This window comes from bacterium (assembly GCA_035505375.1).
Taxonomy (GTDB): Bacteria; Hydrothermota; Tepidihabitantia; order Tepidihabitantales; family Tepidihabitantaceae; genus UBA2258.
Genome location: DATJQV010000039.1, coordinates 1 through 25,949, shown reverse-complemented (window position 1 = coordinate 25,949; position 25,949 = coordinate 1). Strand labels below are relative to the sequence as shown.

Genomic DNA, 25,949 nt, shown 5'->3' with positions numbered 1-25,949 from the left:
GGTCGCACGTCCGGACACTAGCTCCCGACTCAAGTCGAGCAACGACCGATGCAGGATGTGTACACGGTGCAGATATTGTTGCGGCCTTCCGGCCCGCTGAATGCCGGATAGCTATGCTTGCAGTTGGCAAGGACCCTCTCATCCATCTTCGTTTTGACAAAGACCGTCAGCCTTGGCGCGCTCCATTTCTTCGTGTCGGCACGCGACATGGAATCCCTCTCCGTGCCTCCGTCAGTTGTCACGCAGGGCGCTATTGAATCTCCTCCGGCGTAACCAATGTCCATTCGACCGCGGCTGCCGCCATTGCGGACGGCAGTAACATCAGAACCGACACTGTCGACCTGAGCTTCACACTACCTCTTCAGTCTGCGTCGCATCATTTTAACCCTCTGGCAGGACGACGTCAATGGACTGGGGTGCTCGTCGAAGATGGGCGACGAGTTCGGGGGTGCTAAGCTGACTCGCGGTCTCGCGCCTGCGGCTCGGGGGCTACCGGCGGCTGTTCGGCGGGTAAGTCAAGGCAGTCAATCCCGGCTTCGCGCAGGGAGGTGATTATCCTCTCACCCATGCGCTTCATGCCATCTTCCGGGTAGCGCATCTTGAAGAGAAGCTGGGCCGCATTGCCGACTTCCATCCGCGCCATCAGCCGCGCAACTTTGTCGGTGAAGTCGGGTCGGGTTTGCTCGCTCAGTTCCAGCGCCTCTTGGTACGTCCGCTTGAAGTAGGACTTCACATCCGCGGTCAGGTCCCCATACTTGTCGCGGTAGAGCTGCTTCAGTTCCTCGGACGACTTCTCCTCGTACCGCTCAGAGTGGACCATCGCCGCACGCGGCAGTTTGGTGATGCCCGCCGGCACCTTCTTCGGGTAGCCAACGCAGAGCGCCACAATCGGCACGACCTTGTCCGGCAGGCCGAACTCCCTGCGAATCTCGGTCATCGCGGCCAGCACCATGCCGATATAGACCGTGCCCAGGCCGAGGCTGGTCGCACAGAGGACGGCGTTCTCCGCCGAGCAGAACACATCGGCGTATGCGAGCAGGAAGCTCATCAGCGCTTTCTCCCCTCCGAAGCTCGCGCCCTCGGCCTCCGCCCATTTCCCGGTCCGGTGGAAGTCAATGCAGAAAAGCAGGCAGAGCGGCGCCTTCGCGACCCACGGCTGGTTCACGGCCAGCTTTGCCATCTTCGCCCGCCCCTCCGGCCGCTCGATTCTGATGATGGAAATCGGCTGGATGTTGCCGCCGGACGGCGCATGGATGGCCGCATCGATCAGCATCTGGACCTTCTCTTCCTCAACCGGCTGGTCAGTGAACGACCGCACTGTCCTCCGCCGCATGATGACGTCGTACACGCTTTCCATGCCCAATGCTAGGGACGAGGGGTCAAGGAATCAAGGATTCTGGTGCCTGGGCTTTCCGAACCTTGGTGTCTTTGTGTCTTGGTGGTGAGATCCGGTCCGGACTAGAACTTCAGCACCTTTGCCGGGTCAATCCGCTGTCCGTCCTTGCGGATTTCGAAGTGGAGGTGAGGGGCCGTTGACTGGCCGGTCATCCCGACCCATCCGATTTCCTTGCCGGCCTGGACTGTGTCGCCCTTGTCTACGTTCCAGTCCTTGAGGTGGCCATAGTAGCTCTCATACCCCTGCCCGTGCTTCAGCAGCAGGAACCGTCCGTACTGCCGGTCTTCTCCCCGCTGCTCGACAAGCCCATCCGCAGTAGCCCGAACCGGTTCGCCCTCCTCGGCCGCGAGGTCGACACCGAGGTGAGATGCCTTGGCCTTCTGTGACACGGCGTATTGCTTGAGCGGAACGAGCTTCGGCACCAGTTCACTCCCCCACGGCTTGCCTTTCAGCCACCCGGGCAGCGCCTGTGAATCGATCGGGAATGAATCCCAGTTCGCCGGAGGCGGCGTCTTCTCTATTCCGAGCATCGTGGCCATCTTCTGGCTCTGCTCTTCCACCTGTTGGAGCTGGTTTCGCAGGGTCGCGACCTTGGCGAACTCGGTCTCAAGGTCGCGATTCCGGTGCTCAAGATAGGAAAGCCGGCTGAGCCGGTACGTTCCGACCAGCGCCATCACCAGCGAGGCGACCACCAGCAGCGCGAGAAAACCCGCGACCCCGGCAAGCAGCCTGACGACCCACAGCGGCAGACTGAATCGAAGCGAGTTCGTGCTGTAGTTGCTGGCGATGAAGAACGAAAGCTCTTTGCGGGGCATGACTCCCGCTAGGCGCGGGAAATCCCAAACCCCAATAGCCAATTCTCAATCAATGCCCAATCCACAAGTCCCAGTGGAACTGCCGGCCCTCCGTCATTGGGACTTGATTGGGGATTGGGTATTGAACCTTGGGGCTTCACGTCTGTCACTTGCCTTTCATCTTCTCAACCACCCGTTCCAGGTCCTCGGCCGAGAAGTAGCGTACCACAACCTCTCCCGCGCCAGCCTTACCCGGATTGATGGTGACCTTGGTGCCAAGGAGCTCGGTCAGTCTCTCTTCGACCTCGCGCAGATGGATGTCCTTCTCCGGCTTTGGCCTTGTCGGCTCCTTTGGCTTGGATTCGCCGCAGAGCTTCTCGACATGCCGGACCGAGAGCCCTTCCTTCACTATCCGTTCGCATACCTCGACCTGCACTCTCCGGTTCTTGCTCTGCAGCAGAGCGCGCCCGTGCCCTGCGGTTATTTGTCCCGCGGCCAGCGCATCGCGGACCTTGAACGGCAGTTCGAGCAGCCGCAACGCGTTGGTGACCGTGGACCGGTCCTTGCCCACCTTCTCGGCGATAGCCTCGTGGGTCTGGTTGAACTCCTTGTGCAGACGCTCGTACCCCATTGCCTCATCAATCGCGTTCAGGTTCTGACGCTGCAGGTTCTCAATCAGTGCAAACTCGAGCATCTCCAGTTCGTCCACCTCGCGGATGACGGCCGGCACCTGTTCGAGCCCGGCGAGCTTGGAAGCCCGCAGCCGCCGCTCGCCCATCACCACCTCGTAACCATCGCGCCGGCGCCGCACCACAATCGGCTGCAGCACGCCGTGCGCCTTTATGGAGGCAACCAACTCCTCGAGATTCTCCTCGACCTTGGTCCGCGGCTGGAACGGGTTTGGCCTGATCTCATCAATCCGGACGGGCCGCGCCTCCGCCGCCATCGCCGCCTGCGTCTCTTCCGGTATTATCGCCCTGATGCCCTTTCCCAAGGCCTTACGCATGACACGCCCTCCGGGCAAGTACAAAGGACAAAGGACCAAGGACTAAGTGTGGAACCGGATTTGTCCTTATGACTTCGTCTTGTCTTGCTTTGTCCTTGCTACTTGTCACTTTGCACTTCCTTCCTGTGGCGGGCGAGGACTTCATCCGCCAGCGCCAGGTATGCCTGCGCCCCGGCCGAACTGCCGTCGTAGCCGAATATCGTCTTCCCGAAGCTCGGCGCCTCGGCCAGCCGGACGCTGCGCGGAATCACCGTGTCGAACACCTGCTCTTTGAAGTAGTTCCGCACCTCGGCAGCCACCTGCTGAGCCAGGCTCAGGCGAGACGAATACATCGTGACGAGCACGCCCTCAATCGCCAGCGCCATGTTCAGGCCCTGCCTTACCAGATTGACCGTATCGAGCAGCCGCGACATTCCCTCCATTGCCAGATACTCGGCCTGAACCGGAATCAGCACGCTCTGCGCCGCAACCAGGCAGTTCAAAGTCAGGATTCCAAGTGACGGAGGACAGTCGATAATGATGAACTCGTACTCCGGGTCCACGAGGCCCAGGGCCTTGCTCAAACGGAACTCCCGCTCATCGGCGTCAATCAACTCGACCTCGCCGCCGGCAAGGCTCACCGACGCGGGCAACAGGTCGAGATTCTCACCCCTGTCCTTGAGCACGGCGTCCGTGACCCGCTGTGCCTCGCACATCGCCTCATAGACTGATATCTGGAGCTTGGTGCGGTCCACTCCCAGCCCGAGCGTGGCGTGCGCCTGCGGGTCCATGTCCACGAGCAGCGCGCGCCCTCCACGCAGGGCCAACGCGGCAGCCAGACTGACCGAGGTCGTGGTCTTGCCGACCCCGCCTTTCTGGTTGCATACCGCGATGCGCTGCGCCATGCCGGAAATCTATCGCCGCGGATGCGAAGTGCAAGATGCAGGCTCGATCTCTGACATCTTACATCTCACATTTCGCATCTTACTTCGTCCGCTCGTTCTCACCTCTAGCTTCTAGCTTCTGACTTCGCCCTCAGTCCGTCCGCTTGACCTCCACTCCCTTCGTCCGTACCAACCACGTCTGCTTTCCCAGCTTCAACCGCGCGACCACGTCCACCTTTATGCTCGGCCCCCATTTCGGCCCGTCATGGACCGTGGCGTCGAGTCGCGTGGGCGGGACCAGTTCGCCCGGAAAGGGCGTTGGAACCTGGCTGCGCTTGTTGGTCAGCGCTACGGGCGCTGCCGACCACTGCTGCCTGGCATTCACGACCCAGACCCGGTCCAGCGAAAGGTCATTGAGTATTGGCTTCCCATCTACCGTTGTAACCTTGACCACTACTGCGAGTGGCCGGCCATCCGGCGGGGCTATTGGCTGGAAGTCGCGCCAGACGTAGGCGGTCATCGTGTACGCGCGGCCGTCGACCTTCGCGCTCTCAGGCGCGGCCGCCACTGCGGCATTCCAGGAATGCCAGCACCCGTACGCAGTCCCGCATCCGGCCGTGACCAAAGCCGAAAGCACTAGAAATGAGCAGAGCACCGAACTCCGGCATCCGGTACTCGGCGTTGAGCGTAAGGCGTCGTGCATAGAGCGTAATCTCCTCGCGCCCATTCTACAGACTTGTCTCCCGGACGCAAGCTGCCCCAGCCGCGAACCCGGAGTCCTACCACAAAGACACGAAGTCACCAAGCGGACATCCCGGAGGTGAACAGAAGAATGATTGAACCGCCAAGAACGCCCTAGTCTCACCACTCTGTCTCTCCGAATCCTCTTTGTGCCTTTGTGTCTTGGTGGTAGAATCCGTCTCTCCTCCTGGCTCCGGTTTGACTTTGGGAATTGTCTTCCCTATCTTCGAGAGTGGCCGAGCGCAGCGTGCTCATCCTTGGCGGAACCGGATTCATCGGCTGGCACGCCGCGCACGAGTTCCTGCGCCGCGGCTGGCAAGTCACCGCAGTCGCGCTCCCGCCTCTCCCCGCTCCGGACCTGTTCCCGCCGGCGGTGCGCGTCGAGCTTGCTGACTTCCGGATGCTATCCGACGACGCCTTCGCCGCCCTCCTGCAGGGACACGAGGCGGCAGTCTTCGCCATCGGTGCCGACGACCGGATGACGCCCAAAGCCCCGGCCTACCCATTCTTCAAACAGGCCAACGTGGACTCGACGGTCCGTTTCATCCGGCTCTGCCGCCGGGCAGGATGCACGGACGTGGTTGCGCTTGGCTCCTACTTCAGCCACTTCGCCCGGCTCTGGCCGGAACTCGAACTGGCGCGCCACCATCCCTACATCCGCAGCCGCGTCGCGCAGGAGGACGCGGCAACCGCTGAAGCCGGCTCCGACGTCAGGCTCGCCATCCTCGAACTCCCGTATGTCTTCGGCGCGATGCCCGGCAGGATTCCGCTCTGGAAGCCGCTGATTGACTACGTCCGCTCGGCGCCGCTCATCCCCTACCCGCGCGGCGGCACCAACTGCGTGAGCGTGCAGCACGTGGCCGAAGCCGTAGTCGGAGCAATCGGCAAGAGCGGTCGCTTCCTCGTCGGCGACGAGAATCTCCCCTGGAAGGATCTGCTCGGCCGCCTCTCCGCTCTGACCGGCCGCAGAAAGCGCGTTCTCACTCTGCCGGACTGGCTCGTCTGCTCCGGCGCGAGTCTCCTGCACGCGCTACACTCGCTGCAAGACCGCGAGTCCGGCCTCGACCCGGTCCAGTTCATCAAAGTCCAGACCGCTGAGACCTTCTTCGATCCAGCTCCCGCCCGCGCCGCGCTTGGATTCGGTTCCGGCGGCCTGGACGACGCCCTCGCCGCCACCGTCGCCGCCTGTCCCGAGAAGCGGCAGACGTCATCCGCTTGACATGCGGCCCTGCGCGCCTAACCTGAATATAGAGGACAATTGCCAGTGAAGACACGAACCGAGATAGAACAAGCCCTTCGGGAGGCGCTTCCGCTGCTGACCTCGCGTTACCACGTCAAACGCCTCGGCCTCTTCGGCTCCTACGTGCGCGGCGAGCAGACGGATGAGAGCGACGTTGACATACTCGTAGAGTTCTCCGCGCCCATCGGCTGGGAGATTGTGGACATCAAAGAGCACTTGGAGCGAGTCCTCGGGATGCGCGTAGACCTCGTTACGGTTCCAGCCCTGAAACCCCAATACCGTGAGCGGGTCCTAAGCGAAGTCCTGGTCTTGCCTTGACCTCGCCGCTCTGCAGGAACATGTTGGATTGTAGTTGAAAGCAGGAGGAAGAATGAGCACAGTGAAAGAAGAGGCGCGGGAACTGATTGACGGCCTGCCCGACCAGGCAACCTGGGACGACCTCATGTACACTTTCTACATCAGAAAGAAGGTCGACGCGGGACTGAAAGCGGCTGACGAGGGGGACGTGGTCTCGCATGAAGAAGTCAAGCAGCGGTTCCTGAACCGGTGAGAATCTCCTGGGCCGGACCGGCGACTCGGGACCTGAGCAGTATTCGGGCGTACATCGCACAGGATTCCGAGTATTATGCAGATCGCTTCATCGAGAGAATCGTCGGCGCGGTGGAAAGCCTCTCAACGTTTCCTGAGATGGGACGCACAGTCCCCGAGACCAATTCGCCGGATATCCGTGAAATCCTGTTCCAAACGTACCGAATCATCTATCGCGTAGAGACAGACCGCGTTCTGATCATTGCCGTTGCCCATGCCGCCCGCGACCTGACGATCCAGACGCCAAAGCCTTGGGACATTACGTAACACCTGACCTCGCCTCCGCCCTTCCCGCCACCGTCTCCGCCTGCACCGTGAAGCCGAAGCAGATGCACGCTTGACATTATCCGCCCACGCCATAACCTGTACCCAAGGTGCGAGTGCCCACAGCGTGGTTCCTGACCGCCCTGCTGGCGGCAGCGCTAATCGCTTGTGCCGCCAAGCCGCCCAAGGTGCAGTGGACGAAGGCATTCGCGGGTTGGGGCTCGAGTGACGGAGCCTGCGTACAGCAGGTTTCGGACGGCTACATCGTTGTCGGCAATACCGACTCGGATGACAGCACTCCTGATGCGGCGATTCTCCTGGCGAAGGTGAATTCGGACGGAACCAAGGCATGGCAGAAGATCATCAAGACTGGCGTTCCGATTGACGCGAACTCGGTTCTGCAGACCGCCGACGGCGGGTACGTTGTGGCCGGGACTGAACCTCCCGACAGTGTGAGCCTGTTCAAAACCGATGCGCAGGGCAACCTGCTATGGTTGCACACGGTCGCCCCAGGCGTGTACGGCCAAGGCTACTCGGTGGTACATTTGGCGAACCAGGGATTCGTCGTAGCCGCACAGAGAATCGTGAGCGACAGTGGGCTCTTGCTGTGCTGGACCGATAGCCTCGGGGACAGTCTCGCGGGTTTCCCGCGATGGAAGCTCTATCCGGTGGCCTATCCTTATCACGAACCGGTATCGGTCTCTTTGCGGCAAGCGTCGGACGGCGGCTTCATAGTCGGCACCCAAACGCTGTTGAGAGTGAACTCCCAAGGTACCCAGCAATGGCTCAAGACCTTTGCCAATCTAGCAGAAGCAAGTTGCGCGATACCGACGTCCGACGGTGGCTACGCCGCGGTTGGGCCCACACGTGGAGGAATCGGACTGCTCAAGACCAACGCGAATGGTGATACTGCCGGTGGTGCCGGTTGGCTCAAGACGTACGCGCCAAGCGAGTACAGTCTCGGCAATTGGGTCGAACAGACTGCTGACGGCGGCTACATTGTGGCAGGAGCAGTCCAGCCCGGCAAGAACGTATGGTCCAAGGCCATCCTGCTCCGGATGTCATCGGACGGGACTCCATCATGGATGGACACCCTCTGCATCGGAGGGGCAGAATGCGTCCGTCAGACCTGGGACGGGGGATACATCGCCACGGGTAGCCGGTTCGACCCGTCAGCAGGCTCCCAGGGCGTCAATTACATGTTCCTAACAAAGCTCACGCCGGAGGGAAAGCGCTAGCCTACGCTGGGCAACGCACTTGACATCTTGGGTGCGAATCTTAGAATCGAGGTCAACCTATGTTGAGCCGCGATAGGCTTCTCGCCTTCCTGATCGTCCCGGTAATGTTGCTCACCATGAGCTGCCACAAGAAGGTGTCCCAAGGTTGGTTTCCGCTGGTTCTCGGCAGCAAATGGACGTACAACCTGACCGGTTCCGCCGGGAATGGGACCTTCACCGTCTCCGTGACCGAGGTCGGCGACGTCAAGCACTATGCCAAAGCAGTTGCCGACAGCGGCGTGTCACTGAAGAATGTGTTCCCGTTCAACAACCTCGACGGCGACACGTCCTGTTTCTACACGGTAAGCGGTGACACGACCTGGCTCGGGCCTAGCGGCGGCTCAACGCCCCTCATGGTGATGGTGCAGCCGTTGGACTCAATCGCGTCATGGCGCTGGACCTACGCGATCTGGACCGACTCGGCAGTGGTGGCAGGCAAGACGGACGTCATTGTTCCGGCCGGGACATTCAAGAACTGCTACGAGGTTGACTACTACGGGCTTCTCGGGCAGTTGTTCTATCGAGTATGCTATGCGGACGGGGTCGGAGCGGTGAAGGGAGAGGCCCTCACGTCGCCAACGTGGCAGTTCGAGCTGAAGTCCGCCGACCTGCCGTAGCGCATCCGGTCGGATAGTTCAGAGTTCAGAATCCAGAGACCGGAATCCAGAAATGGGACGAGCAACCACGGATTGACACGGATGAACACGGATTGGGTCGCCACGAAAGCGCGAAGGACAAGAAAACGATACGGGGACTCCATCACCAAGGTACCGGCGGTGGGCTCGAACGAAGGCGCACGCGCAACCACGGATTGACATAGCGCGGTCCCGGAGGCCGCAACCGAACCCGAGGTAACCGCAGATGGCGCAGATGCCGCAGATAGCTCGGACAGGACATCCACAGATTTCGCAGATTACGCAGATTACACCGATTCCATAGCCCGGACGGAAGTAACCGCAGATGCACGCAGATGGACGCAGATTCACTCGAACCCCAGAACCCCTGAACCCTTGAACCCAGACCGTGACAACCGCCAAGGACGCCAAGAGACTGAGCCGGAACCTAGCCTCGAAGAGAACAACCACGGATGAACACAGATGGACACGGATTGCAGCAATAGAGTCCGGCATCTCATTCCCGACTCTCCTATCCCCAGCATCATCCCGACCGCTGCCCCACAGATAACTCTGCAAGTCATCCTGTAAGTTGCCCTGCGGGTCATCCTGCGAGTTGCGTCGCGAGTCACCTTGAGAGTGACGCCGCAGACAGCGGTGGAAATCGCCGTCGGGGTAGCTCCGCCGGTCGCGTTCCAGTTCGCCCTCCGAACGACCCTGCAAGTAACCTTTCGAATTGCCCGGAACATCGCCGTCCGATTCGCCTTCAGAGTCCCTACCCGGACCACCTTGCGAACTACCCTCCGAACCGTTCCCCCTGTGACCCCCAGGGCGACTCGCATAGCGACTTCAACTCCCTCTAGTTCCTTGTCTTATCCCCTATCCCGGCCATTGACCCGCATTATACTGAGCAGTATAATGCGGATAAGCACGGCTACCATATGAGACGGTCCAAAGAGACGTTCAAGTTCACAGACGATATGGGTGCGCGGCTGCGCGAGTTGCGGCTGAAGGCCGGTGTGACCCAGCAGGAGCTTGCCGTGCTCATGGGCAGGCAGGGGAAGGGGAATGCCTTTCTCATCAGCCGCTTCGAAAGCGGACATGTCCCCTATCCTTCCTTCGGGTTTGTCGCCGATTATCTACGTGCCTGTAAAGCTTCGTTCAACGACATCACCGACCTGCTCAATGCCTACACCTCGCAGCCAACCGTGATAGAGCAACGCGGGTACAAGCGTGTGCAAAGCCTCACGCGCAAGCTGTCGGAACGCGTGGCAAAGGCAGTCGAGAACTACGACCACGGGGTCACGCGCTCAAGGCAGAAGCCCGAGCCGCTGAGGCAGCGAATCAGGAACGCCAAATCCTATGCCCACGCGCAGGAGGCGCAGCGCCGCCTCAATCGACTGGTGGAAAGCGAACTTTCCGCCGCAGGCATCAAGTCGGCCTCGGTCGAGGCGGCCTGGACAAGGGTCTACGCGCGGAAGCTATATCGGGTCCTCAGCCGCAGCAAGGATGAGCGCAAGCTCAAGCCCAAGCTTGAGGAACTCGAACGCTGGGCGGCGGAGGTCGGAATCGGAACGCTTCCGGTACGTGCCGTGCTGCGCGAGCGCATCACTGCACTCGCTTCCGACCGAAGCTGACGCCTATTCGGTTGCACTTCGTGCTCGAATGCGCCGAGCGGGGTGGATGATCTCCGAGGTCCCCGGAATTCGCCTAGAACTACCGCCAGTCCGGGTCAAGCGCTGACGCGGGCGGAGTTGACGGAAGGAGGGAGGGACAGAAGTAGGAGGAGTGAGGAACGAGGACTGGGCGGAGAGGAACGTGATCATAGGAGTAAAGTCTGGGGATGGACTGACGTAGAGGGCTTCGGCTCGGCCTGGGATGCAAGCAGACAGACGTGAATCGGCCCGCGGGTCAGCAGTCCAATTCGCTCTCTCGCTACTGCACTACACGCAGGCAGACAACCAGTGACAGTGTGGCCGCTGTCGCTCGAACGAAGTACACCCCAGGTGCGACTGCACGGCCCGAGCTAGTTCTCGAATCCCAGTCCAAGGTGTGCCAACCCGCCGGGATTGGCCCGTTCCACATCACCGCTATCCTAGCCCCCGCAGGGTCGTAGACAGCTACAGAGGCGCTCGTAGCCGAAGGCAGGGCTAGCGTGATCGCAGTCCGTCCTCTCGATGGATTAGGCACGCACCCTAGACGCGCCCTGCCTGGTAGCCCGGATGGCTGTTCAGCAATACCGATGGTGCATGTAAACTTCCTCACGAGGCTCCAGTTGGACCAGTTGCCAACCGTGTCTTGGGCGCGCACCCGCCAGAAGTACGCCGCCGTGCCCGGGAGGTTCGCGACCCCCATCGTATCCTGCAAGGTTGGGCCTCCGGGCAAGGCGATCGTGTCTACGAACAAGCTGTCGCGGGCCAGCTGAGCGTGATAGAGCGACGTTCCGCTGACGGCGTCTACGGATTTGTGCCAGACTAGACTGACCGTGTCGGTCTGAACTCCGCCGTAGTTCGGCGGGTAGATGGGACTCGGTACTAGCGGTCCAGTCATGTCGATCCCGAATCGCCAAGTCGGTGAGAACTGCCCTTGGTTCCCCGCCAAGTCGCACGCCCGGACATGCCACCAGTAACGGTGCTCAGGCAAGAAGCTGAATGTGTCGTAGACCGATACAGTGGTGTCCGCGTACATAGGCCTGATGCTCTGTATGGTGTCTAGTCCGATGACGTAGCGGATCGGAGAACATACCCTCAACTCAAATACGACAGGAGTCCAGTGGAATTGTATGGTTGATGACTTGAACCATTGGCCATCGGTCGGATCCAATTGGGTCGGCGGCTCCGGGGTCTGCAAATCTATCTCGAACTTCCACGTCTGCGACCACGGACCGACGTGCCCCAAGCTGTCAGTCGCGCGCACGTGCCAGTAGTATGACGTATCTCCGGGTAGCGACCTCGCGTAGGTGGTGTCTGTTAACCGCGCCGTATCCGCCAACGCTCCGAACATCGAGTCGTAGGCGATTCGGATGGTATAATAGGCAGTGCCCGACACATCGGAAGCTCGGTGCCAGCGAAACACTACCGTTTGGTTGTTAACCGCTCCGCTGTCCGGTGGGTAGATCAGAGCCGGTGCAGGTGGGCTTTGTGAGCCAATCGTGAAATTTGCGTCACTTGCGTCCTCGCATACTGGGGAACCTGTCGAGTCGAGGGCCTGGAACTTCACACGGCAGGATGCAGAGTTCACCGATGGAACGGTCCAGTTGAAGGTTGTCTCGTTCGGGGCAATGCCTGTAGCGATGACACTGGGGAATGAGTTTCCGCCGTCGGTGGACAGCAGCAGTTTTCCATGGGAGAAGTCCTTGGGACTCACCGACCATGTGACCGTATGTGTGTCACCGGAGGCCCAATGCTCGCCTCCGTTCGGGACTACAAGCTTGCAGTAGTAAGAGAACACCAGCGCGGAAGCGAGCCACTCGCCAGAGGTGTACTGGGTCCAATTGCCGGCGCTGCCGTACCAACTGTGCTGGTTGTAGCCCCGCGCGCAACTGTCACTGAGGTTTGTCGGGCGCCCGCTGCCATCTACTGGGTCGACTGACACATAGAACTGACCAGAGGTGATCCACACCGGCGAACTCAGCTGATGTATCACGGGTGGGCCTGGCGTACCAGGTATGGCCTCCAACACTGGCGACTGGTAGAGGAGCGTCTGACCGTCGCCGCCGTACACTTTGAAGTAGAAGCTCGAATCGGACCACGGGAGGCTCGGATGCAGGAAGAACTCTGTCTTGACCTTGGTAATGCGGAATGGATAGGATAGACCAAAAGCGACTGGGTCGAATTTCGTCGCACGCTCAGGACCATCCGACGATATCCACCAGGATTTGTTCCAGTCGGCGTATGTAATCCACGCGGTGTCAAGTGGTGCGCCCATCGAGTGCGCATCCGGTCTCAGCCATTCCTCTGCTGCGCCGACAGCTCTCACGAACACCAGCGCAAGTACGGTAGCGAAGATCATTTTCTTCATAGAACTCCTCCCGAGGTAATTCCGCCGCAAGGAACTTGAGAGAGGTCTGGGGCGCAACAATCAAGTCCGCTCTCGTCAAGGTCGTACGCGGCCCCAACGGCCATGTCACACGCCAATATTGCGGCGGATTGGCTCGGGAGTCAAGCCGCGCAGGGGCCGCGCTTGCTGCGGGAGCTACCATCCGGCAGCGGGGCCGCCGCCCTTCGGCAGCCTCGGAAGGGCGGGAGTTGCGCTCCCACAATCCAAGAGTCTAGTGCTGCGGACCGCCGGCACCGCCCGCGCCGCCGGCGCCTTCCTGCTCGACTCCCTCGCCCGCGCGCATCTTCGCATCGTACTTGAAGTTGTTGAAGTTATAGCTGACCGCCAGCGAGGCCGTAAGGCCTTCGGTCCTGTACGCTGAGCGCGTGCGAAACCCCGGGCCGTCGGATGACCAGTGCTGGATTCTCGAACCAAGCACGTTGTTCAGGCGCAGGGTGATCGAGAGCGCCCGTTTCAGCAGGCTCTGCTTGACCGCAAGGCTGGCGCCAAGCCAGCCGTCCGACGTGCTCGTGGCAGTCAGGTTCGGCCCCGTGTAGTAGCCGTTGAGCTGGACCTGCGTGTTAGTAGTAGGCCGGAAAGTCAGGTTGGCCGAGCTGTTCCACCCCAGGGCGGTGCGGGCCGTATCCTGCCCGAGCTGGGTCGCCTCCTCCCGATATTGGTAGACGTCGCCGGTCAGGTACGCGGTGAACCACTTGCACGGGGAAACGTTGGCAGTCGCCTCGCAGCCGATTGACCGGTCGTGCCCGACATTCTCCGCGGTCTGATAGAGCACCGACGAGTCCGGCTGATACCGCTCCGTGACCCATTCGACGATGTCGCTCGAAGTCCGCCAGTACCCGTCAAGCGACAGGAAGTTGCCGCCGAACGGCACTTCGCAACCCGCCTCCCATGAGTTGGTAAACGAGGGACGGAGCTCCGGGTTGCCGCGGCTCACCCAGTGCTGGTCGTACCAGACCATGACTGGTCGCAGATACCACTCGTCGGGCCGGTCGATGCGGCGCGAGTAGCTGGCCGTCAACTGCCGGCCTGAGCCCAGTCCGTAGCTCGCGTGCAGGCTCGGAAAGTAGTTCCAGCCCTCCACCCGCCAACTGCTGTCGGTATCGGTGACCTTGACAATCCGGTTGCCGTACTCACCCCGCAGGCCGGGCTGTAGCCCGAGCTGACGCCAGTTCCACGTGTAGGTCGCGTAGAGTGACTGGATGTCCTGCGTGCCGCCGTACTTGTGGCTGGAAAGCGAGTCCCGGTTCCACTTCCGGGCCGTCGTGTCGTACAGTGTGATACGGAGTTCCTGGTCCGTACCTTCCAACCGGCCCTGATACCCGACCTCGAGCTTGTCGTTCTTGCGCAGGGGCAGCGTGTACGCGACCTCAAGGGTCGCGCGGTTCATCGGCCCCAGTTCCTCGGAACGCCGGCCGCTGGTCGTGTCCGTTCCGGCCGAGTCCATTTGCGACGACAGCGAGTTGCTGCTGCCGCCATTGCTGACAACGTACGCGCTCGCGGTCAGCTTGTGTCCGGCCGTGTCAAAATCGTGCTCGTGGTCGGCAGTCACGAAATAGAAGAGCCGGCTGTAGTCCCCGCCGCTGCCGACTTGATGGAACTGCGTCGTGCCGGCGGGAATGGCACTGTCGACCTCGATTGAGCTGCCATTTGTATTGCTGGTGAACTTGCCGAAGCGGCCGGAGACGCTCGACTTGTCGCTCGGGCTCCACGTCAGGTCAAGCCCGGCTCGGCCGGCACCGGTCATCCCGTTCGACCCGCCAAGCCCGCTGTCGGCGATGGCGAGAGTGTCGGTCGCGCCGAATGTCCGCCTGTCCGCGGCCGTATTCCAGTCATAGGTGTAGTGCCGGTAGTTCCCGCCCGCGTAGACGTTGGCGATTCCCTGCTTCAGGCTGAGCAGCGCATCGCCGCCGTAGCGGTTCTTCATCCCGCCGTTCGCGTTCAAGAGCGCGCTGGTGCCGCGGCCCTTCTGCTTCTTCAACAGGATGTTGATAATTCCCGCCGCGCCGTCCGGCTCATACTTGGCCGAGGGATTGGTGATGATCTCAATCTTGTCGATGGTCTGGGCCGGGGTCTGCTTGAGCACCTCGTTCGGGTCGAGCAGCGAAGGCTTGCCGTCAATCAGCACCTTGAAGTTCGAGCTGCCGCGCAGGGTCACGTTGTCCTCGATATCGACTTTGACTGAGGGTACGTCGCGCAGCGCGTCGACGGCGGTGCCCGATGCGGCGTTCGGGAGCTTGCCGACGTCCACGACCTTCTTGTCTACCTGGTAGCTGATTGCCGGCTTCTCGGCCGACGCCTCGACCCCCGGCATCGACACCGGCTTCTGTTGCAGTTCGATCCGGCCAAGGTCCAGCGGAGCGCCGGCCGCGACCTCGAACTCCTTCATGACCTTGTCCCGATACCCGATGAACGAGACCTCAACGCAGTATCGGCCCGGCTTCACCCCATCGAGCCGGAACAAGCCGGTCTTGTCCGTAACCGCCCCGGCCACCTGCGTGCTGTCCGGCAGTGAACGGAGCACGACATTGGCATACTGCACCGGCTCTCCCTGCACGGCATCAAACACGTGCCCGATGATTGTCCCGGCTTTCTGACCCGCGCCCGGCTGCGCCGCGACGACGCCGACCAGACAAAAAGCTACTGCCGCCAGCACTACGCGCCTCTTCATGAGCTCCCTTCGTTATTGGTGGTTAGGACGCAGCCACACCGGCGAGGGTTGCTCTCTGCTATGTTGCAGATTGCATCCGACCCCTGTTGTCGCGTGTGTCATCACGCGTTATCGTACACTCCCTCACGACCCAGTCAAGACAAGGCAGCCGCGGAGGCCAAGTACTAAGGACAAAGTACAAAGGACAAAGCAATCCCAAAGGGTAAGACCCGAGGTCCGTACTTCGTCCTTTCCCATTGCTTTGTCCTTAGTCCTTACTACTTTCCCCTTGATTAGTCCTTTGTCCTTAGGACTTTGTCATTCGTCTCCGCATCGCTTCCCTGGGCACTGAGTTCTTGCTATGATACCTGATGGAACTCTGGAAACCCCGGCTGCCTATGGCAGCCGTAATCATTATTACCCTGCTTTCGACCGGCGCTCTACTCGCGCAGCCCGCTCGCCCGGGAAACTCCGGTTTCTCGATGCCGACCGGAACTGTGTCCGGTCAGGTGTACGACGCCGACCTGAACGCCCCCATCGAATACGCCAACGTGGTGCTGAGAAGTCTCCCCGATAGCACGCAGGTGAATGGCGCGGCTACCGACAATTCCGGCCGGTTCACCATCACCGGTGTCCGCCCTGGTCGGTACTTCGTGGACTTGTCATTCATCGGCTACCGCGACAAGCGAGTGGACAACATCACCGTCGGTCCCGGCGCTGCCCGTGACCTGGGACGGCTGACGCTGAAGCAGAGTGCCCTCGCGGTGCAGGGCGTCGAGGCCACTGCCGAAAGGCCGGTCGTGACCCTCAAGATTGACAAGAAGGTCATTGACGTCGCCCACCAGCAGACCGTGGCAAGCGGCACGGCCGTAGATGTGCTGGAGAACGTCCCCTCGGTCAAAGTCGACCCGGACGGTAACGTCACCCTGCGGGGCAGCGGCAATTTCAAGGTGCTCGTGGACGGCAGGCCCTCGCCGCTCGACCCGAGCGAGGCCCTGCAGCAGATACCGGCCAGCACCATCGACAATATCGAGCTGATTACCAACCCCTCCGCCAAGTACGACCCCGAGGGGATGGCCGGCATCATGAACGTCATCCTGAAGAAACAGCGACAATTGGGCATCAACGGCATCGCCAACCTTCGGGGCGGCACCGACGGCAGCTACGGCGGCGATTTCCTGCTCGGCTATCGCCAGGGCATTGCCAACCTGTTCGCGGGCGCGGACTACAACCGGCGTCAGTTCGGCCGGAAGCGCCAAAGCGACCGCTGGACCGTGGATTCTACCGGAAAGGATACGCTGTTCACCAGCACGAGCGGCAACAACACACGCTACGGCCTGCCCTACGGCGTGCGCGCCGGTGGCGACCTCCAGGTCACGAAGCAGAACCTGCTCAGCCTGGGCGGCAGATACGGCAGCCGGAGCTTCGGCAGTTCCCAGACGGCAGTCTACGCCGAGTCCACACGCCCCGGCGCCGGCGCATACACCTACAACAGCGTCGACGCGTTCAACCGCAACGGCAACTTCTACATGCTCAACCTCGACGACGCGCAGGACTTCGGCAAGAAGAAAGGGCACCAACTCACGGCCCACGCCGACCTCGTCGGCCGCAGCGGTACGGAGCTCCAGACCACGGTGCTCACCGACTCGGCCGGAGACACCACCAGCGGCCAGCGCACCACCGGAACCGGGCCCGACAAAGAGCTGACGCTCAAGCTCGACTACGCCCTGCCGCTGCGCAAGGACGACAAGCTCGAAGCCGGCTACCAGAGCCGCTTCGACCTGTCCCGCGATTCAAGCTACGCCGAGCAGTACGACCCCGCCAGCCACAGCTTCGAGTATCAGGCCGCCTACAGTCACTGGGTCGACTTTCGCGACAACTTCCACGCCCTCTACGGCCTCTACTCCGGCAACCTCGGCAAGTTCGGATACCAGCTCGGCCTGCGCGGTGAGTACACCGACCGGCTGGTCAAGTTGCTCGACATCGATTCGAGCGTGACGGTGCGCGGCTGGGACCTGTTCCCGACCGTCCACGCATCGTACAACTTCCCCGGTGAAAAACAGATAATGGCGAGCTACACCCGTCGGATAGAACGGCCGGAAGGCTGGGACCTTGAACCGTTCATTACGTGGTTCGACGCCTACGACGTCCGCCAGGGCGACCCGGCGCTCAAGTCGGAGAACATCGACTCCTACGAAGCCGGCTACCAGATGCCGTTCGGCCCCAGCCAGTTATCGGTTGATGGCTACTACCGCGTGACCCACAACGTCATGGACGATATCCTGTCGGTCTATCCGGGATACCAGAACGTGATTCTCCGCAAGTCGGCCAACATCGGCACCGACCGCTCGCTCGGCGGTGAGTTGACCTGCGAATACCGGCCGCGGAAGTGGTGGACCGTCAGCCTCAACGACGACGCCTACGACTACCGCCTCGCCCTCGACCCGGCGATCGCCGCCGATTCCACCGTGCACACCTTCATCTGGAGCGGCAACCTGACGAACGACTTCCAAATCCTGCCCCAGACTCGATTCCAGGTAGTCGCCCGCTATCAGGCGCCCGAAGTTTCGGCGCAGGGCACTGAGACCGGCTCGTACATATTCAACGCCTCGGTCCGACAGCAGCTCTTCGACCGCAAGCTCGCGCTGGTGCTGCAAGTGCGCGACATCCTCGGCACGGGCGGGAATCAATCGTCCACGCAAGGACCGGGATTCTACACGCACTCAAACACCATGCGCCCGGCGCGCATCGTTTCGCTCAGCCTGAACTGGAACTTCAACAACTTCAAGCTCAGCAACCGGCTTCAGAACGACAACATCGACAACGGTGGCGACACCGGCCAATAGCCATTTCGAAGGCATCAAACCGGGGCGGGCGCGTCGCCTGCCCCGAATGGTTATCAGGCCAACACGGAAATGCGGCACGTCCGTCCGCGGTCCTCAGTCCTTCCTATGGACGGACGACATTCGCATTGTTTCCGAAGTGCCTCGCCGGCTGCGGATGAACCCGGTCAAGGAACGCCTGGGCCTCCAGGCATGGGGACCGAAGGACTTCGTGGTACACAACTTGCGGCGCGAGGAAGGAAGCAGACGAGTTCGACTTACGTTGGCCGGAGCGAGCGCTTGCCTTGTCCCGATGAACGACTTGGAGTTCCGACTTATTCCTGGAAGGGAGCAGTGATGAACCGAAGGAACGTTGCCGCCTTGAGGCCGAAGCTGAGTGTTCTCCTGGCATTGTCCGGGATGTTGCTGGCGACCATGGTCGGCTGCGCGCCGGCCGCACTCGTAGATGTCTGGCGCAACCCATCTGTCGCGCGACCCCGACTGAAGAAGATACTCGTCATCTCAATGTGCAAGGACGCAACGCGTCAGCGAATGTGGGAGGACGCATTCGCAACCGAGCTGTCGAAGTACGGCGTAACCGCCACGCAGTCGTACCGGCTTTGCCGGAACGTGGCGGGGCCTGACACCGAACTGATGCGGTCATGCCTCAACACCAGCGACTTTGACGGCATACTGATGATAGCCCCGCTTACGCTCAACACCGACAAGGAATACGTACCCAGCAGTGGGACGACCGGTCCCTCCTCGTTCACGCCCTATTGGGATCACTATGACCGCTCGTGGTGGTACTACAAGCAGCCGGGAAAAGTCGATACCTTACCGCACCCGCGGAACGAGGTCGACGTGTACTTGGTTGACAACGGCCGCGAGGCGATGGTCTGGAGCGGCACGAGCAACAAGACCGACCCGGCGACCTTGGAAGAAGTCCTTACGAACGTTGCCACACCGGTCGCGGCCGACCTTGCGGAGCAAGCCATCATCCCGACAAGAGAGTAGTTCACCGAAAGAGACATTGGTAAGCAGTAGACAGCAGACCGGGGACTGGGGATCGCGACCCGAAGTCCACACGCATTGGCGCTTGGAGCGGCACTATCTGGGTTCGTTCCGGCCGGTCAAGGCGCGGGCAAATGCCCAACCTACTCGCCGGCAGTGAAACTCTTGGTCCAGACGGGTGCGGCCGGCGCTTTGCCGTCCCTCACCATCTGCTGCCACTTCTCGTCGGTCAGCCGGTCGCTTGCCGGCCACTCAAACTCCCGGTACGAAAAGACTGCGCCCCTCGCTAGCATCCACTTGCCCTCAATCGGCACAAGCGCGTACATCGCATTGCCTGCCGCGACCCCGACTTCGAGGCACCGGTTCTGTGCCGTCGCTATGTCTGCAATACAGGCCATGAACCGGTCCGTGCCCTGGGCCTGCGCAAACCATCGCACGATTCCTTCGTCCACGAGCCTGCAGGAAATCCTCTCCACGTCGTTACCGATGTTCCAGATGAAGCTCCGTTCATCCTCTGTCAGGTCTGTGCCGACGAGTTCCTTCTGGGAGATGGCCTGCATCTCGCCGAGGGTCTGCTTGAACCAGAGCAGATCCTCCCGGATGCGGCTGGTTTCCAGACCCCGGTTTGCAAGCAGGTTCTCCATGGTCGCGACCGCACGCAGCAGCCTGCGATAGAGCTCCGGGTTCGGCTCGACGTAACCCGTGGTCATCGCCGGCACCGAGGCTTCAGCCAGAGTCCCCTGCGCGTACAGAATCGCATCATGACGAAGCTCGGCCCAGCTTCCGCACGACGTGTTCAGGCTCTTGTCCTGCCAGGCTTCATGCTGCATAAGCCGTGGAGCGCTGCTCGGCACCGGCTCATTCAGGGCCTGAAGCGCGTAAAGCCACGCATAGTAGACGTTCTGGTACCAGAACTCAGTGTCCTTCCTGGCGAACTCGGCCCTGACCTGCGCCAGGCTCTCCGGGTAGTCCGGCCATCGGTCTTGCTCGCGGTACACGTCGGTCAGGATGTGTTCGGCCCGCCCGGAGCCGAGCGCAGCGAACACGTCCAGCCCCTTCGGGAAAGGTCTGTCCGGCCACTCGACCAGCCGTTGCATGATGTCAGTGTCCGGCACGTATCGCTGGCCGAACACCCGGAACTGACTGCCGGTCGGCACACCCACGAAAATGGCGTGAATCTTCGGCTCCCTGATTCGCTTCACCACCGCGGAGAAGCTGTCCATGAAAACCTGTCCAGGGTTTGTCCAACGCATTCGGCGGTCGCCGTTGTCCGAGTAGACCTTGTTTAGCGCAGTCATGTACTCGACCGGAGTGTATGCCTCGCTCGCCCCACTGAAGTAGCCCGTAATTTCAGCGATCTCGCGCCAAAGCGTGACAAGGCTGTCGCTCTCGTGCATGGCCGTGGCTATGGAGAGTGCGTAGTATGTCGTCTTCGCCCGCGTCTCGAAGGGAATACCGGGGTCGTCGAGAGGAAAAGGAACCTGGCCGTACCACATCATCGCCTTGAAGTACCGCTGCAGTCGGTCGCTGCGCGTGTAGTGACCACGCGGCACGAATTGTGAGTAGTCGAGCTCGAACGGGAATATCGCAGACTGGTGACGGCCCGCATGTCCTTCAATCAGGGCGAGCTCGTTCTGGCAAAGGGACTCGACCTCAGGGCTCTGCGGGATGTCAACGCCCAGAAGGTGGCAGGCAACGCCGAAGTAGGCACCCAGCGCCGGGATGGAGCGCTGCTCGCCGAACTTGTCCGACATCTTCACGGAGAACTCAACCAACCTGAAGTATAGCTTGTCCTCCTCGATTCGCCGGAGCGTAGAGTTCACGCACAAATGGAAGGCCTGAAGCATCAGGTCGGACGTGACAAAGCTCGGGATGCTGTCCCACCAGTTGCTGACGTACAACTGGAAGAGCTGCTCCTGCGAGTCGGGCACGACTACGAAGCCGTTCCGGCTGAGCATTCCCCGCTCGGTCGTGGTCAACTTGAACTGGCTGATATTGGCCGCAGAGTCCAGCGGGAATGAACCGGCCACAACGACGCCGGTCGTGAGGGCGAGCAGGATTAGAGTCCGAGTCATGTTCAACCTCCTCAGTTACGGCCGGAGCCGAACAGCCGGTCGGCCTCTTCAGCATCGACGATGCCTTTATCGATGGAGAGCTGACGGACCGACGTGCCTTTCTCGCGAGCCTCTCTGGCGAGCTCGGCCGCGGCCAGATAGCCGATTCGAGGCGCGAGCAGCGTGACCAACGCCGGGTCAAGTTCGAGCCAGGCGCGGCAACGCTCCACGTCAGCCGTGATACCGGCCACGCATCGCTCTGTGAAAACCGGCAGGAAGTTAGTGAGCAGGCTGAGCGACGTCAGGATGTTCTGGACCATCACCGGCGCGAAGACGTTCAAGTCCAACTGCCCGGCCTGTGCCGCGAGCGACACGGCAAGGTCGTTGCCGATGACCTGGAAGCAGATCATGTTCAGGCACTCGGGCAGCGATGGATTGACCTTGCCCGGCATTATTGAGGAGCCGGGCTGCACTGCCGGGAGCGATATCTCTCCCAGTCCCGCAACCGGTCCCGAACCGAGCAGCCTCAGGTCGTTCGCAATCCTGCCAAGCTCCTGTGCCAGTTCCCGAAGCGAGCTGGAGAACGCCGCCAACTGCGCCCGGCTTTGCAGCGCTTCGAAGCTGTTGCGCGTCGGGGCAAGCGCGAGACCGGTCAGCTCCGACAGCTTCGCTATGACGAGCGAACGAAATCCGGCCGGGGCATTCGCGCCGGTTCCCACCGCAGTTCCGCCGATGGCGACTTCAAGAAGATCCGCCCTCCGTTGCTCAATCCTCTCGCCTGCCCGTTTGAGCGCAATCGCCCAGGCTCGGAACTCGTCGCCGAGCTTGAGCGGCAGCGCGTCCATCAGGTGAGTTCTCCCGACCTTCGAGATTTCTGCAAACTCCCGAGCCTTGCCTTCAAGAACCGTGGCAAGAGATGATAGCAACGGGAGTAGACAATCCGTGGCGAAGACGACCGCGAGGTGGCACGCAGTCGGGTAGGTATCGTTGGATGACTGCGACATGTTCACATGGTCATTCGGCCCGATGAAGGCATAGTCGCCCTTGTGCCGGCCCATCAGTTCGAGCGCTCGGTTGGCAATGACCTCGTTCACGTTCATGTTGAAGGAAGTGCCGGCACCGGCCTGGAACGCGTCGACCACGAACTGGTCCTCTGGAAAGCGGGGACAGTCCCCCGGAGCGCGAGGACGCGCGGTACAGTCCCCGTTTTCCAGAATCTCATCAGCAGCACGGACAACGGCCTTGCCCTTGTCCGGGTCCAGCGCCCCGAGCTCCACGTTCGCGAGGGCGGCCGCCTTCTTGACGAAAGCGTACGCGCGGACAAGGTCCGGCGAAGCCTTCAAGCCGCTGACGGGAAAGTTGGCGACGGCGCGGGCCGTTTGCACGCCGTAGTATGCCTCGTCCGTCAGTACCAGCTCACCAAGCGCATCTCTTTCAGTTCTCGACATCTCGTCTCTGCCTCAGAAAATGGGGACAGCCCCCGGTCGAGAGGACTCGGCCGCAATCCGGTGCAGTCCCCATTTTCTCCATTCACCAAGGGCATCCCGCTCAGTTCTCGACATCGGCCTCTCCTCCCACGTTAGGGCCCTGCCCCCTTCCCTCTCCCTCTGGGAGAGGGCAAGGGTGAGGGTTTCTCGGTTTCAGCTCCTGCCGCGCCCGGCCGATGGCCAGGTTTGGCGGCACTCCCTTAGGACATACATCACGGCAATTCGCGTAGAACCGGCAGGCCCACCAGCCGTCGGGCTTGTCGGCTAGTGCGAGACGCGAACCGTCACGGGCTTCGCGCGGGTCGATGTGGAAACGGTAGAGCTGCGCGAGCGCGGCCGGCCCCAGGTACTCGGGATTCTCACCACAAACCGGGCAAGCCCCGTAACATGCGCCGCAGAGGATACAGTTGGTGTAGCGTTCGAGTTCTCTCGCCGCTGATGGTTCCATCCGGTATTCGCGTCCGGGTGCCTCCCTGGCCGGGCGAAGCACGGGCTGCACCTCCCGCAAGAAAACAAAGAACTTCGTCATGTCAACGACAAGGTCCTTCAAGACCGGCAGATGCGGGAGCGGCTCGACCAGCACCTCATCGGGTTCTGGGGTTCTGGGGTCCGAGGGTCCGGGCCGGCCGGAACCCTGGAACCCTTGACCACTGGGACCCCTTCCCAGTAAGGGTTCGACCTGAGTTCGGCAAGCCAGTCGCGGCACGTTGTTGATGAGCATCGCGCAACTGCCGCAGACCGCCCCGCGGCACGAGTATCGGAAGGCCAACGAATCGTCGTACCGGTCACGAGCATCGAACAGCAGCGATAGAACGGTAGCACCGGGCACCGCCACTAGTTCGAACAAGTCGAAGTGTGAGCTCGTGTCGTGTCCAGATCGATAGACCTTCAACCTCATCAGTAGGTCCGCTCCCTCACCGGGAATTGCGTAATGCTTACAGGCTTGTGTTCAAGCACCGTCCTGCCGTCGACAAAGCAGGCCATGGTATGTTTGAGGAACTTGGCATCGTCGCGCTTGGTGAAGTCAGTTCGAGCGTGGGAGCCGCGGCTCTCTTCTCTTGCGAGCGCTCCCAGCGCCACTGGCTCTGCGATCAGCATCATCGCCTCCAGTTCAAGCGCGGCGACGAGGCCGAAGTTGTATCTGGGTTCACGGCTGCTCAGACTGACCCGGCGTGATTCCCCGCGAAGAACGGCCAGCCGGTCAAGACCGCGGCGCATCTGCTTCTCTTCCCTGAATATCCCGAAGTCACGGAACATCGTCGTCTGGAGTTCCTGCCTGACTTGAGCCGCACGAACGCCTCCGCTCCGGCTGCGCAACCGGTCAACCCGCTCTCTCTCGGACCGGAGCTTCACCTGCACGACTTCAGACCCGGGCGGCTCGACTCGCGCCGCATACTGCGCCATCGCCGCGCCTGCCCGGCGGCCGAATACGAGGGTCTCAAGCAGCGAGTTCCCACCAAGGCGATTCGCGCCGTGCACGGACACGCAGGCGCATTCACCGGCAGCGTAGAGGCCGGGAAGCGAAGTCCGACCATCGTTGTCGGTTGCGACGCCACCCATCGAGTAGTGTTGCCCCGGCTGGACGGGTATGGGCTTCTCGATGGGGTCGAGCCCGGCGAAGTCAATGGAAATCTGACGGATGCCGGGCAGCCGTTCCTTGACCTTGTCGGGACCAAGATGAGTCAGGTCGAGAAGCACATAGCCGCCGTCGAAACCGCGTCCCGCGTCAATCTCGGTCTGAATCGCCCGTGCCACGATGTCGCGCGGCGCAAGCTCCATCGCCTTGGCTGCATAGTCCCGCATGAAGCGGTCGCCCCGGGCGTTGACCAAGACGCCGCCTTCGCCACGCGCGCCCTCAGATATCAAGATGTTGGTGCCAAAGAGCGTTGTGGGGTGAAACTGTACGAACTCCATGTCCTCCAGCGCCACCCCGGCCGAAAACGCCAAGGCCGTGCCGTCTCCGGTGTTGATGACAGCATTGGTAGAGCGGGCGAAGAGACGGCCATATCCGCCGGTCGCCAGCAGGACCGCTTTGGCGGCAAACCCGTGCAACTCCCCGGTAGCGACGTCGAGGGCCACGCAGCCGACGCACCTGCGCTCGTGACTGCTGCAGTGGGGCGAAAAAGGGGACAGTCCCTCGAAACAGCTCATCGGATTCGCTGTGGTACAGTCCCCATTTTCGCCGGTGTTCCCGTCTACGACGAGGGCGGCAACGTAGAACTCTTCGTAGAGCGTGATTCCGCGCGTCATGAGCTGCTGGTAGAGGGTATGAAGCAAGTTGTGCCCGGTGCGGTCCGCGGCGTAGCAAGTTCTCGGAAAGCCGGCACCGCCAAACGGTCTTTGGGCGATTCGGCCATCAGGAAGCCTGGAGAACACCGTACCCATGTGTTCCATTTCGAATACCGCGGCCGGCGCTTCGCGGCAGAGAACCTCAACCGCGTCTTGATCCGCAAGATAGTCGGAGCCCTTCACAGTATCGAAGGCATGGTCCTCCCACCGGTCGTGCTCGCCGCCGGGAGCGTTCCCGAGTGCAGCGTTGATGCCGCCCTGGGCGGCTACTGAATGAGAACGAAGCGGGTGGACTTTCGAGATAATGGCGACATCGCAGCCTGCATCGTGGGCCGCAATCGCTGCTCGCAGGCCGGCGAGTCCGCCACCGATGATAACGATGTCGTGAGTGTGAAGCGACATTCCTGCCATCGCCGCATCAAGTCAGGGCGCCGGTGGCAGCGAATCGGCGCGGCCGGCCCGGAAGCTCTGCAGCAGCATCTGGGTGTTGTTCTGCGCGTCGTTGAAACCGATGAACCGGTGCGGCTGGGCGAGCTCGTACCAGAACTTCACCTCGCGGGTTGGGAGTATCAGCACGATCTCCCGACACATGATGTCGCCGACGCCGGTTGTCACCAGCTTGGTCCCGAGCACCAGTAACTTGACCGGCACGGTTCGGAACTCGGATGGGATAACAAGGTTGTCGCGGAAGGAAGTTCCGGAAATCAGTGGCACGGCCCGCAACCAGGTCTGCACACCGTCGTAGGAATTGTAGCGGCCGGGAAGGTTCAGCTCTTCATCGGTGGTGCCGTCAA

At 61.5% G+C, this 25,949-nt stretch carries 22 protein-coding genes; 9 read left to right on the top strand and 13 right to left on the bottom strand.

Annotation, left to right across the window (positions count from 1 at the left end; all coding sequences use genetic code 11):
* Window positions 1–29: 29 nt before the first annotated feature.
* The 6 genes from VMH22_06305 to VMH22_06280 form a co-directional block, all read right to left on the bottom strand.
* Window positions 30–242: a hypothetical protein gene (locus tag VMH22_06305; protein HTW91305.1), complete on the bottom strand. Its 213-nt coding sequence runs from the start codon at window positions 240–242 to the stop codon at window positions 30–32.
* Window positions 243–451: 209 nt separating this feature from the next.
* On the bottom strand, window positions 452–1,357 hold the full coding sequence (locus VMH22_06300) for a nitroreductase family protein (protein HTW91304.1): 906 nt from the start codon (window positions 1,355–1,357) through the stop codon (window positions 452–454).
* A gap of 101 nt (window positions 1,358–1,458) precedes the next feature.
* On the bottom strand, window positions 1,459–2,211 hold the full coding sequence (locus tag VMH22_06295; protein ID HTW91303.1) for a M23 family metallopeptidase: 753 nt from the start codon (window positions 2,209–2,211) through the stop codon (window positions 1,459–1,461).
* Window positions 2,212–2,356: 145 nt separating this feature from the next.
* A complete protein-coding gene (locus VMH22_06290; GenBank protein ID HTW91302.1) occupies window positions 2,357–3,196 on the bottom strand; it encodes a ParB/RepB/Spo0J family partition protein in 840 nt (279 codons plus the stop codon).
* Window positions 3,197–3,294: 98 nt separating this feature from the next.
* Window positions 3,295–4,080, bottom strand: coding sequence for a ParA family protein (locus tag VMH22_06285; GenBank protein ID HTW91301.1), 786 nt, complete (start codon window positions 4,078–4,080; stop codon window positions 3,295–3,297).
* Window positions 4,081–4,210: 130 nt separating this feature from the next.
* Entirely contained in the window at window positions 4,211–4,627 is a 417-nt protein-coding gene (locus VMH22_06280) for a hypothetical protein (GenBank protein HTW91300.1), read from the bottom strand.
* A gap of 405 nt (window positions 4,628–5,032) precedes the next feature.
* On the opposite strand from VMH22_06280, the gene VMH22_06275 reads away from it, so the two are divergent.
* The 7 genes from VMH22_06275 (at window position 5,033) to VMH22_06245 (ending at window position 10,420) form a co-directional block, all read left to right on the top strand.
* A complete protein-coding gene (locus VMH22_06275) occupies window positions 5,033–6,019 on the top strand; it encodes an NAD-dependent epimerase/dehydratase family protein (protein HTW91299.1) in 987 nt (328 codons plus the stop codon).
* A gap of 45 nt (window positions 6,020–6,064) precedes the next feature.
* Window positions 6,065–6,358, top strand: coding sequence for a nucleotidyltransferase family protein (locus VMH22_06270; GenBank protein ID HTW91298.1), 294 nt, complete (start codon window positions 6,065–6,067; stop codon window positions 6,356–6,358).
* Between the two features lie 52 nt (window positions 6,359–6,410).
* The gene (locus VMH22_06265) at window positions 6,411–6,590 is read left to right on the top strand and encodes a hypothetical protein (GenBank protein HTW91297.1); all 180 of its coding nucleotides are present in this window, start codon (window positions 6,411–6,413) and stop codon (window positions 6,588–6,590) included.
* Window positions 6,587–6,895 (top strand): type II toxin-antitoxin system RelE/ParE family toxin, encoded by a 309-nt coding sequence (locus VMH22_06260; protein ID HTW91296.1) that lies wholly within the window; start codon window positions 6,587–6,589, stop codon window positions 6,893–6,895. The genes VMH22_06265 and VMH22_06260 overlap by 4 nt, the downstream gene beginning before the upstream one ends.
* Before the next feature lie 107 nt (window positions 6,896–7,002).
* Window positions 7,003–8,130, top strand: coding sequence for a hypothetical protein (locus VMH22_06255; GenBank protein HTW91295.1), 1,128 nt, complete (start codon window positions 7,003–7,005; stop codon window positions 8,128–8,130).
* 59 nt (window positions 8,131–8,189) lie between these two features.
* Window positions 8,190–8,786 carry a hypothetical protein gene (locus VMH22_06250; GenBank protein ID HTW91294.1) on the top strand — a complete coding sequence of 199 codons (597 nt, stop codon included), beginning with the start codon at window positions 8,190–8,192 and terminating at the stop codon, window positions 8,784–8,786.
* Window positions 8,787–9,724: 938 nt separating this feature from the next.
* Window positions 9,725–10,420: a helix-turn-helix transcriptional regulator gene (locus tag VMH22_06245; GenBank protein ID HTW91293.1), complete on the top strand. Its 696-nt coding sequence runs from the start codon at window positions 9,725–9,727 to the stop codon at window positions 10,418–10,420.
* Between the two features lie 298 nt (window positions 10,421–10,718).
* On the opposite strand, the gene VMH22_06240 is transcribed toward VMH22_06245, so the two are convergent.
* Both VMH22_06240 and VMH22_06235 read right to left on the bottom strand, forming a co-directional pair.
* Window positions 10,719–12,803, bottom strand: a complete 2,085-nt coding sequence (locus tag VMH22_06240) for a FlgD immunoglobulin-like domain containing protein (GenBank protein HTW91292.1) — start codon at window positions 12,801–12,803, stop codon at window positions 10,719–10,721.
* A 250-nt stretch (window positions 12,804–13,053) separates the two neighbouring features.
* Window positions 13,054–15,510 (bottom strand): TonB-dependent receptor, encoded by a 2,457-nt coding sequence (locus VMH22_06235; protein HTW91291.1) that lies wholly within the window; start codon window positions 15,508–15,510, stop codon window positions 13,054–13,056.
* A gap of 377 nt (window positions 15,511–15,887) precedes the next feature.
* Between VMH22_06235 and VMH22_06230 the strand changes: the two genes are divergently transcribed.
* Together VMH22_06230 and VMH22_06225 are read left to right on the top strand one after the other, a co-directional pair.
* On the top strand, window positions 15,888–18,335 hold the full coding sequence (locus VMH22_06230) for a TonB-dependent receptor (protein HTW91290.1): 2,448 nt from the start codon (window positions 15,888–15,890) through the stop codon (window positions 18,333–18,335).
* A gap of 333 nt (window positions 18,336–18,668) precedes the next feature.
* Window positions 18,669–19,328 (top strand): hypothetical protein, encoded by a 660-nt coding sequence (locus VMH22_06225; GenBank protein HTW91289.1) that lies wholly within the window; start codon window positions 18,669–18,671, stop codon window positions 19,326–19,328.
* A gap of 140 nt (window positions 19,329–19,468) precedes the next feature.
* On the opposite strand, the gene VMH22_06220 is transcribed toward VMH22_06225, so the two are convergent.
* The 5 genes from VMH22_06220 to VMH22_06200 form a co-directional block, all read right to left on the bottom strand.
* Window positions 19,469–21,400, bottom strand: a complete 1,932-nt coding sequence (locus VMH22_06220; protein ID HTW91288.1) for a DUF3160 domain-containing protein — start codon at window positions 21,398–21,400, stop codon at window positions 19,469–19,471.
* Between the two features lie 11 nt (window positions 21,401–21,411).
* Complete coding sequence (locus VMH22_06215) at window positions 21,412–22,827, bottom strand: aspartate ammonia-lyase (GenBank protein ID HTW91287.1); 1,416 nt, start codon at window positions 22,825–22,827, stop codon at window positions 21,412–21,414.
* A gap of 100 nt (window positions 22,828–22,927) precedes the next feature.
* Entirely contained in the window at window positions 22,928–23,764 is an 837-nt protein-coding gene (locus VMH22_06210) for a succinate dehydrogenase/fumarate reductase iron-sulfur subunit (protein HTW91286.1), read from the bottom strand.
* Window positions 23,764–25,557, bottom strand: a complete 1,794-nt coding sequence (locus VMH22_06205) for an FAD-binding protein (protein HTW91285.1) — start codon at window positions 25,555–25,557, stop codon at window positions 23,764–23,766. Before VMH22_06205 ends, VMH22_06210 begins: the two co-directional genes overlap by 1 nt.
* A 21-nt stretch (window positions 25,558–25,578) precedes the next feature.
* Window positions 25,579–25,949, bottom strand: a 371-nt coding sequence (locus VMH22_06200; protein HTW91284.1) for a hypothetical protein, incomplete at its 5' end; no start/stop codon positions are given.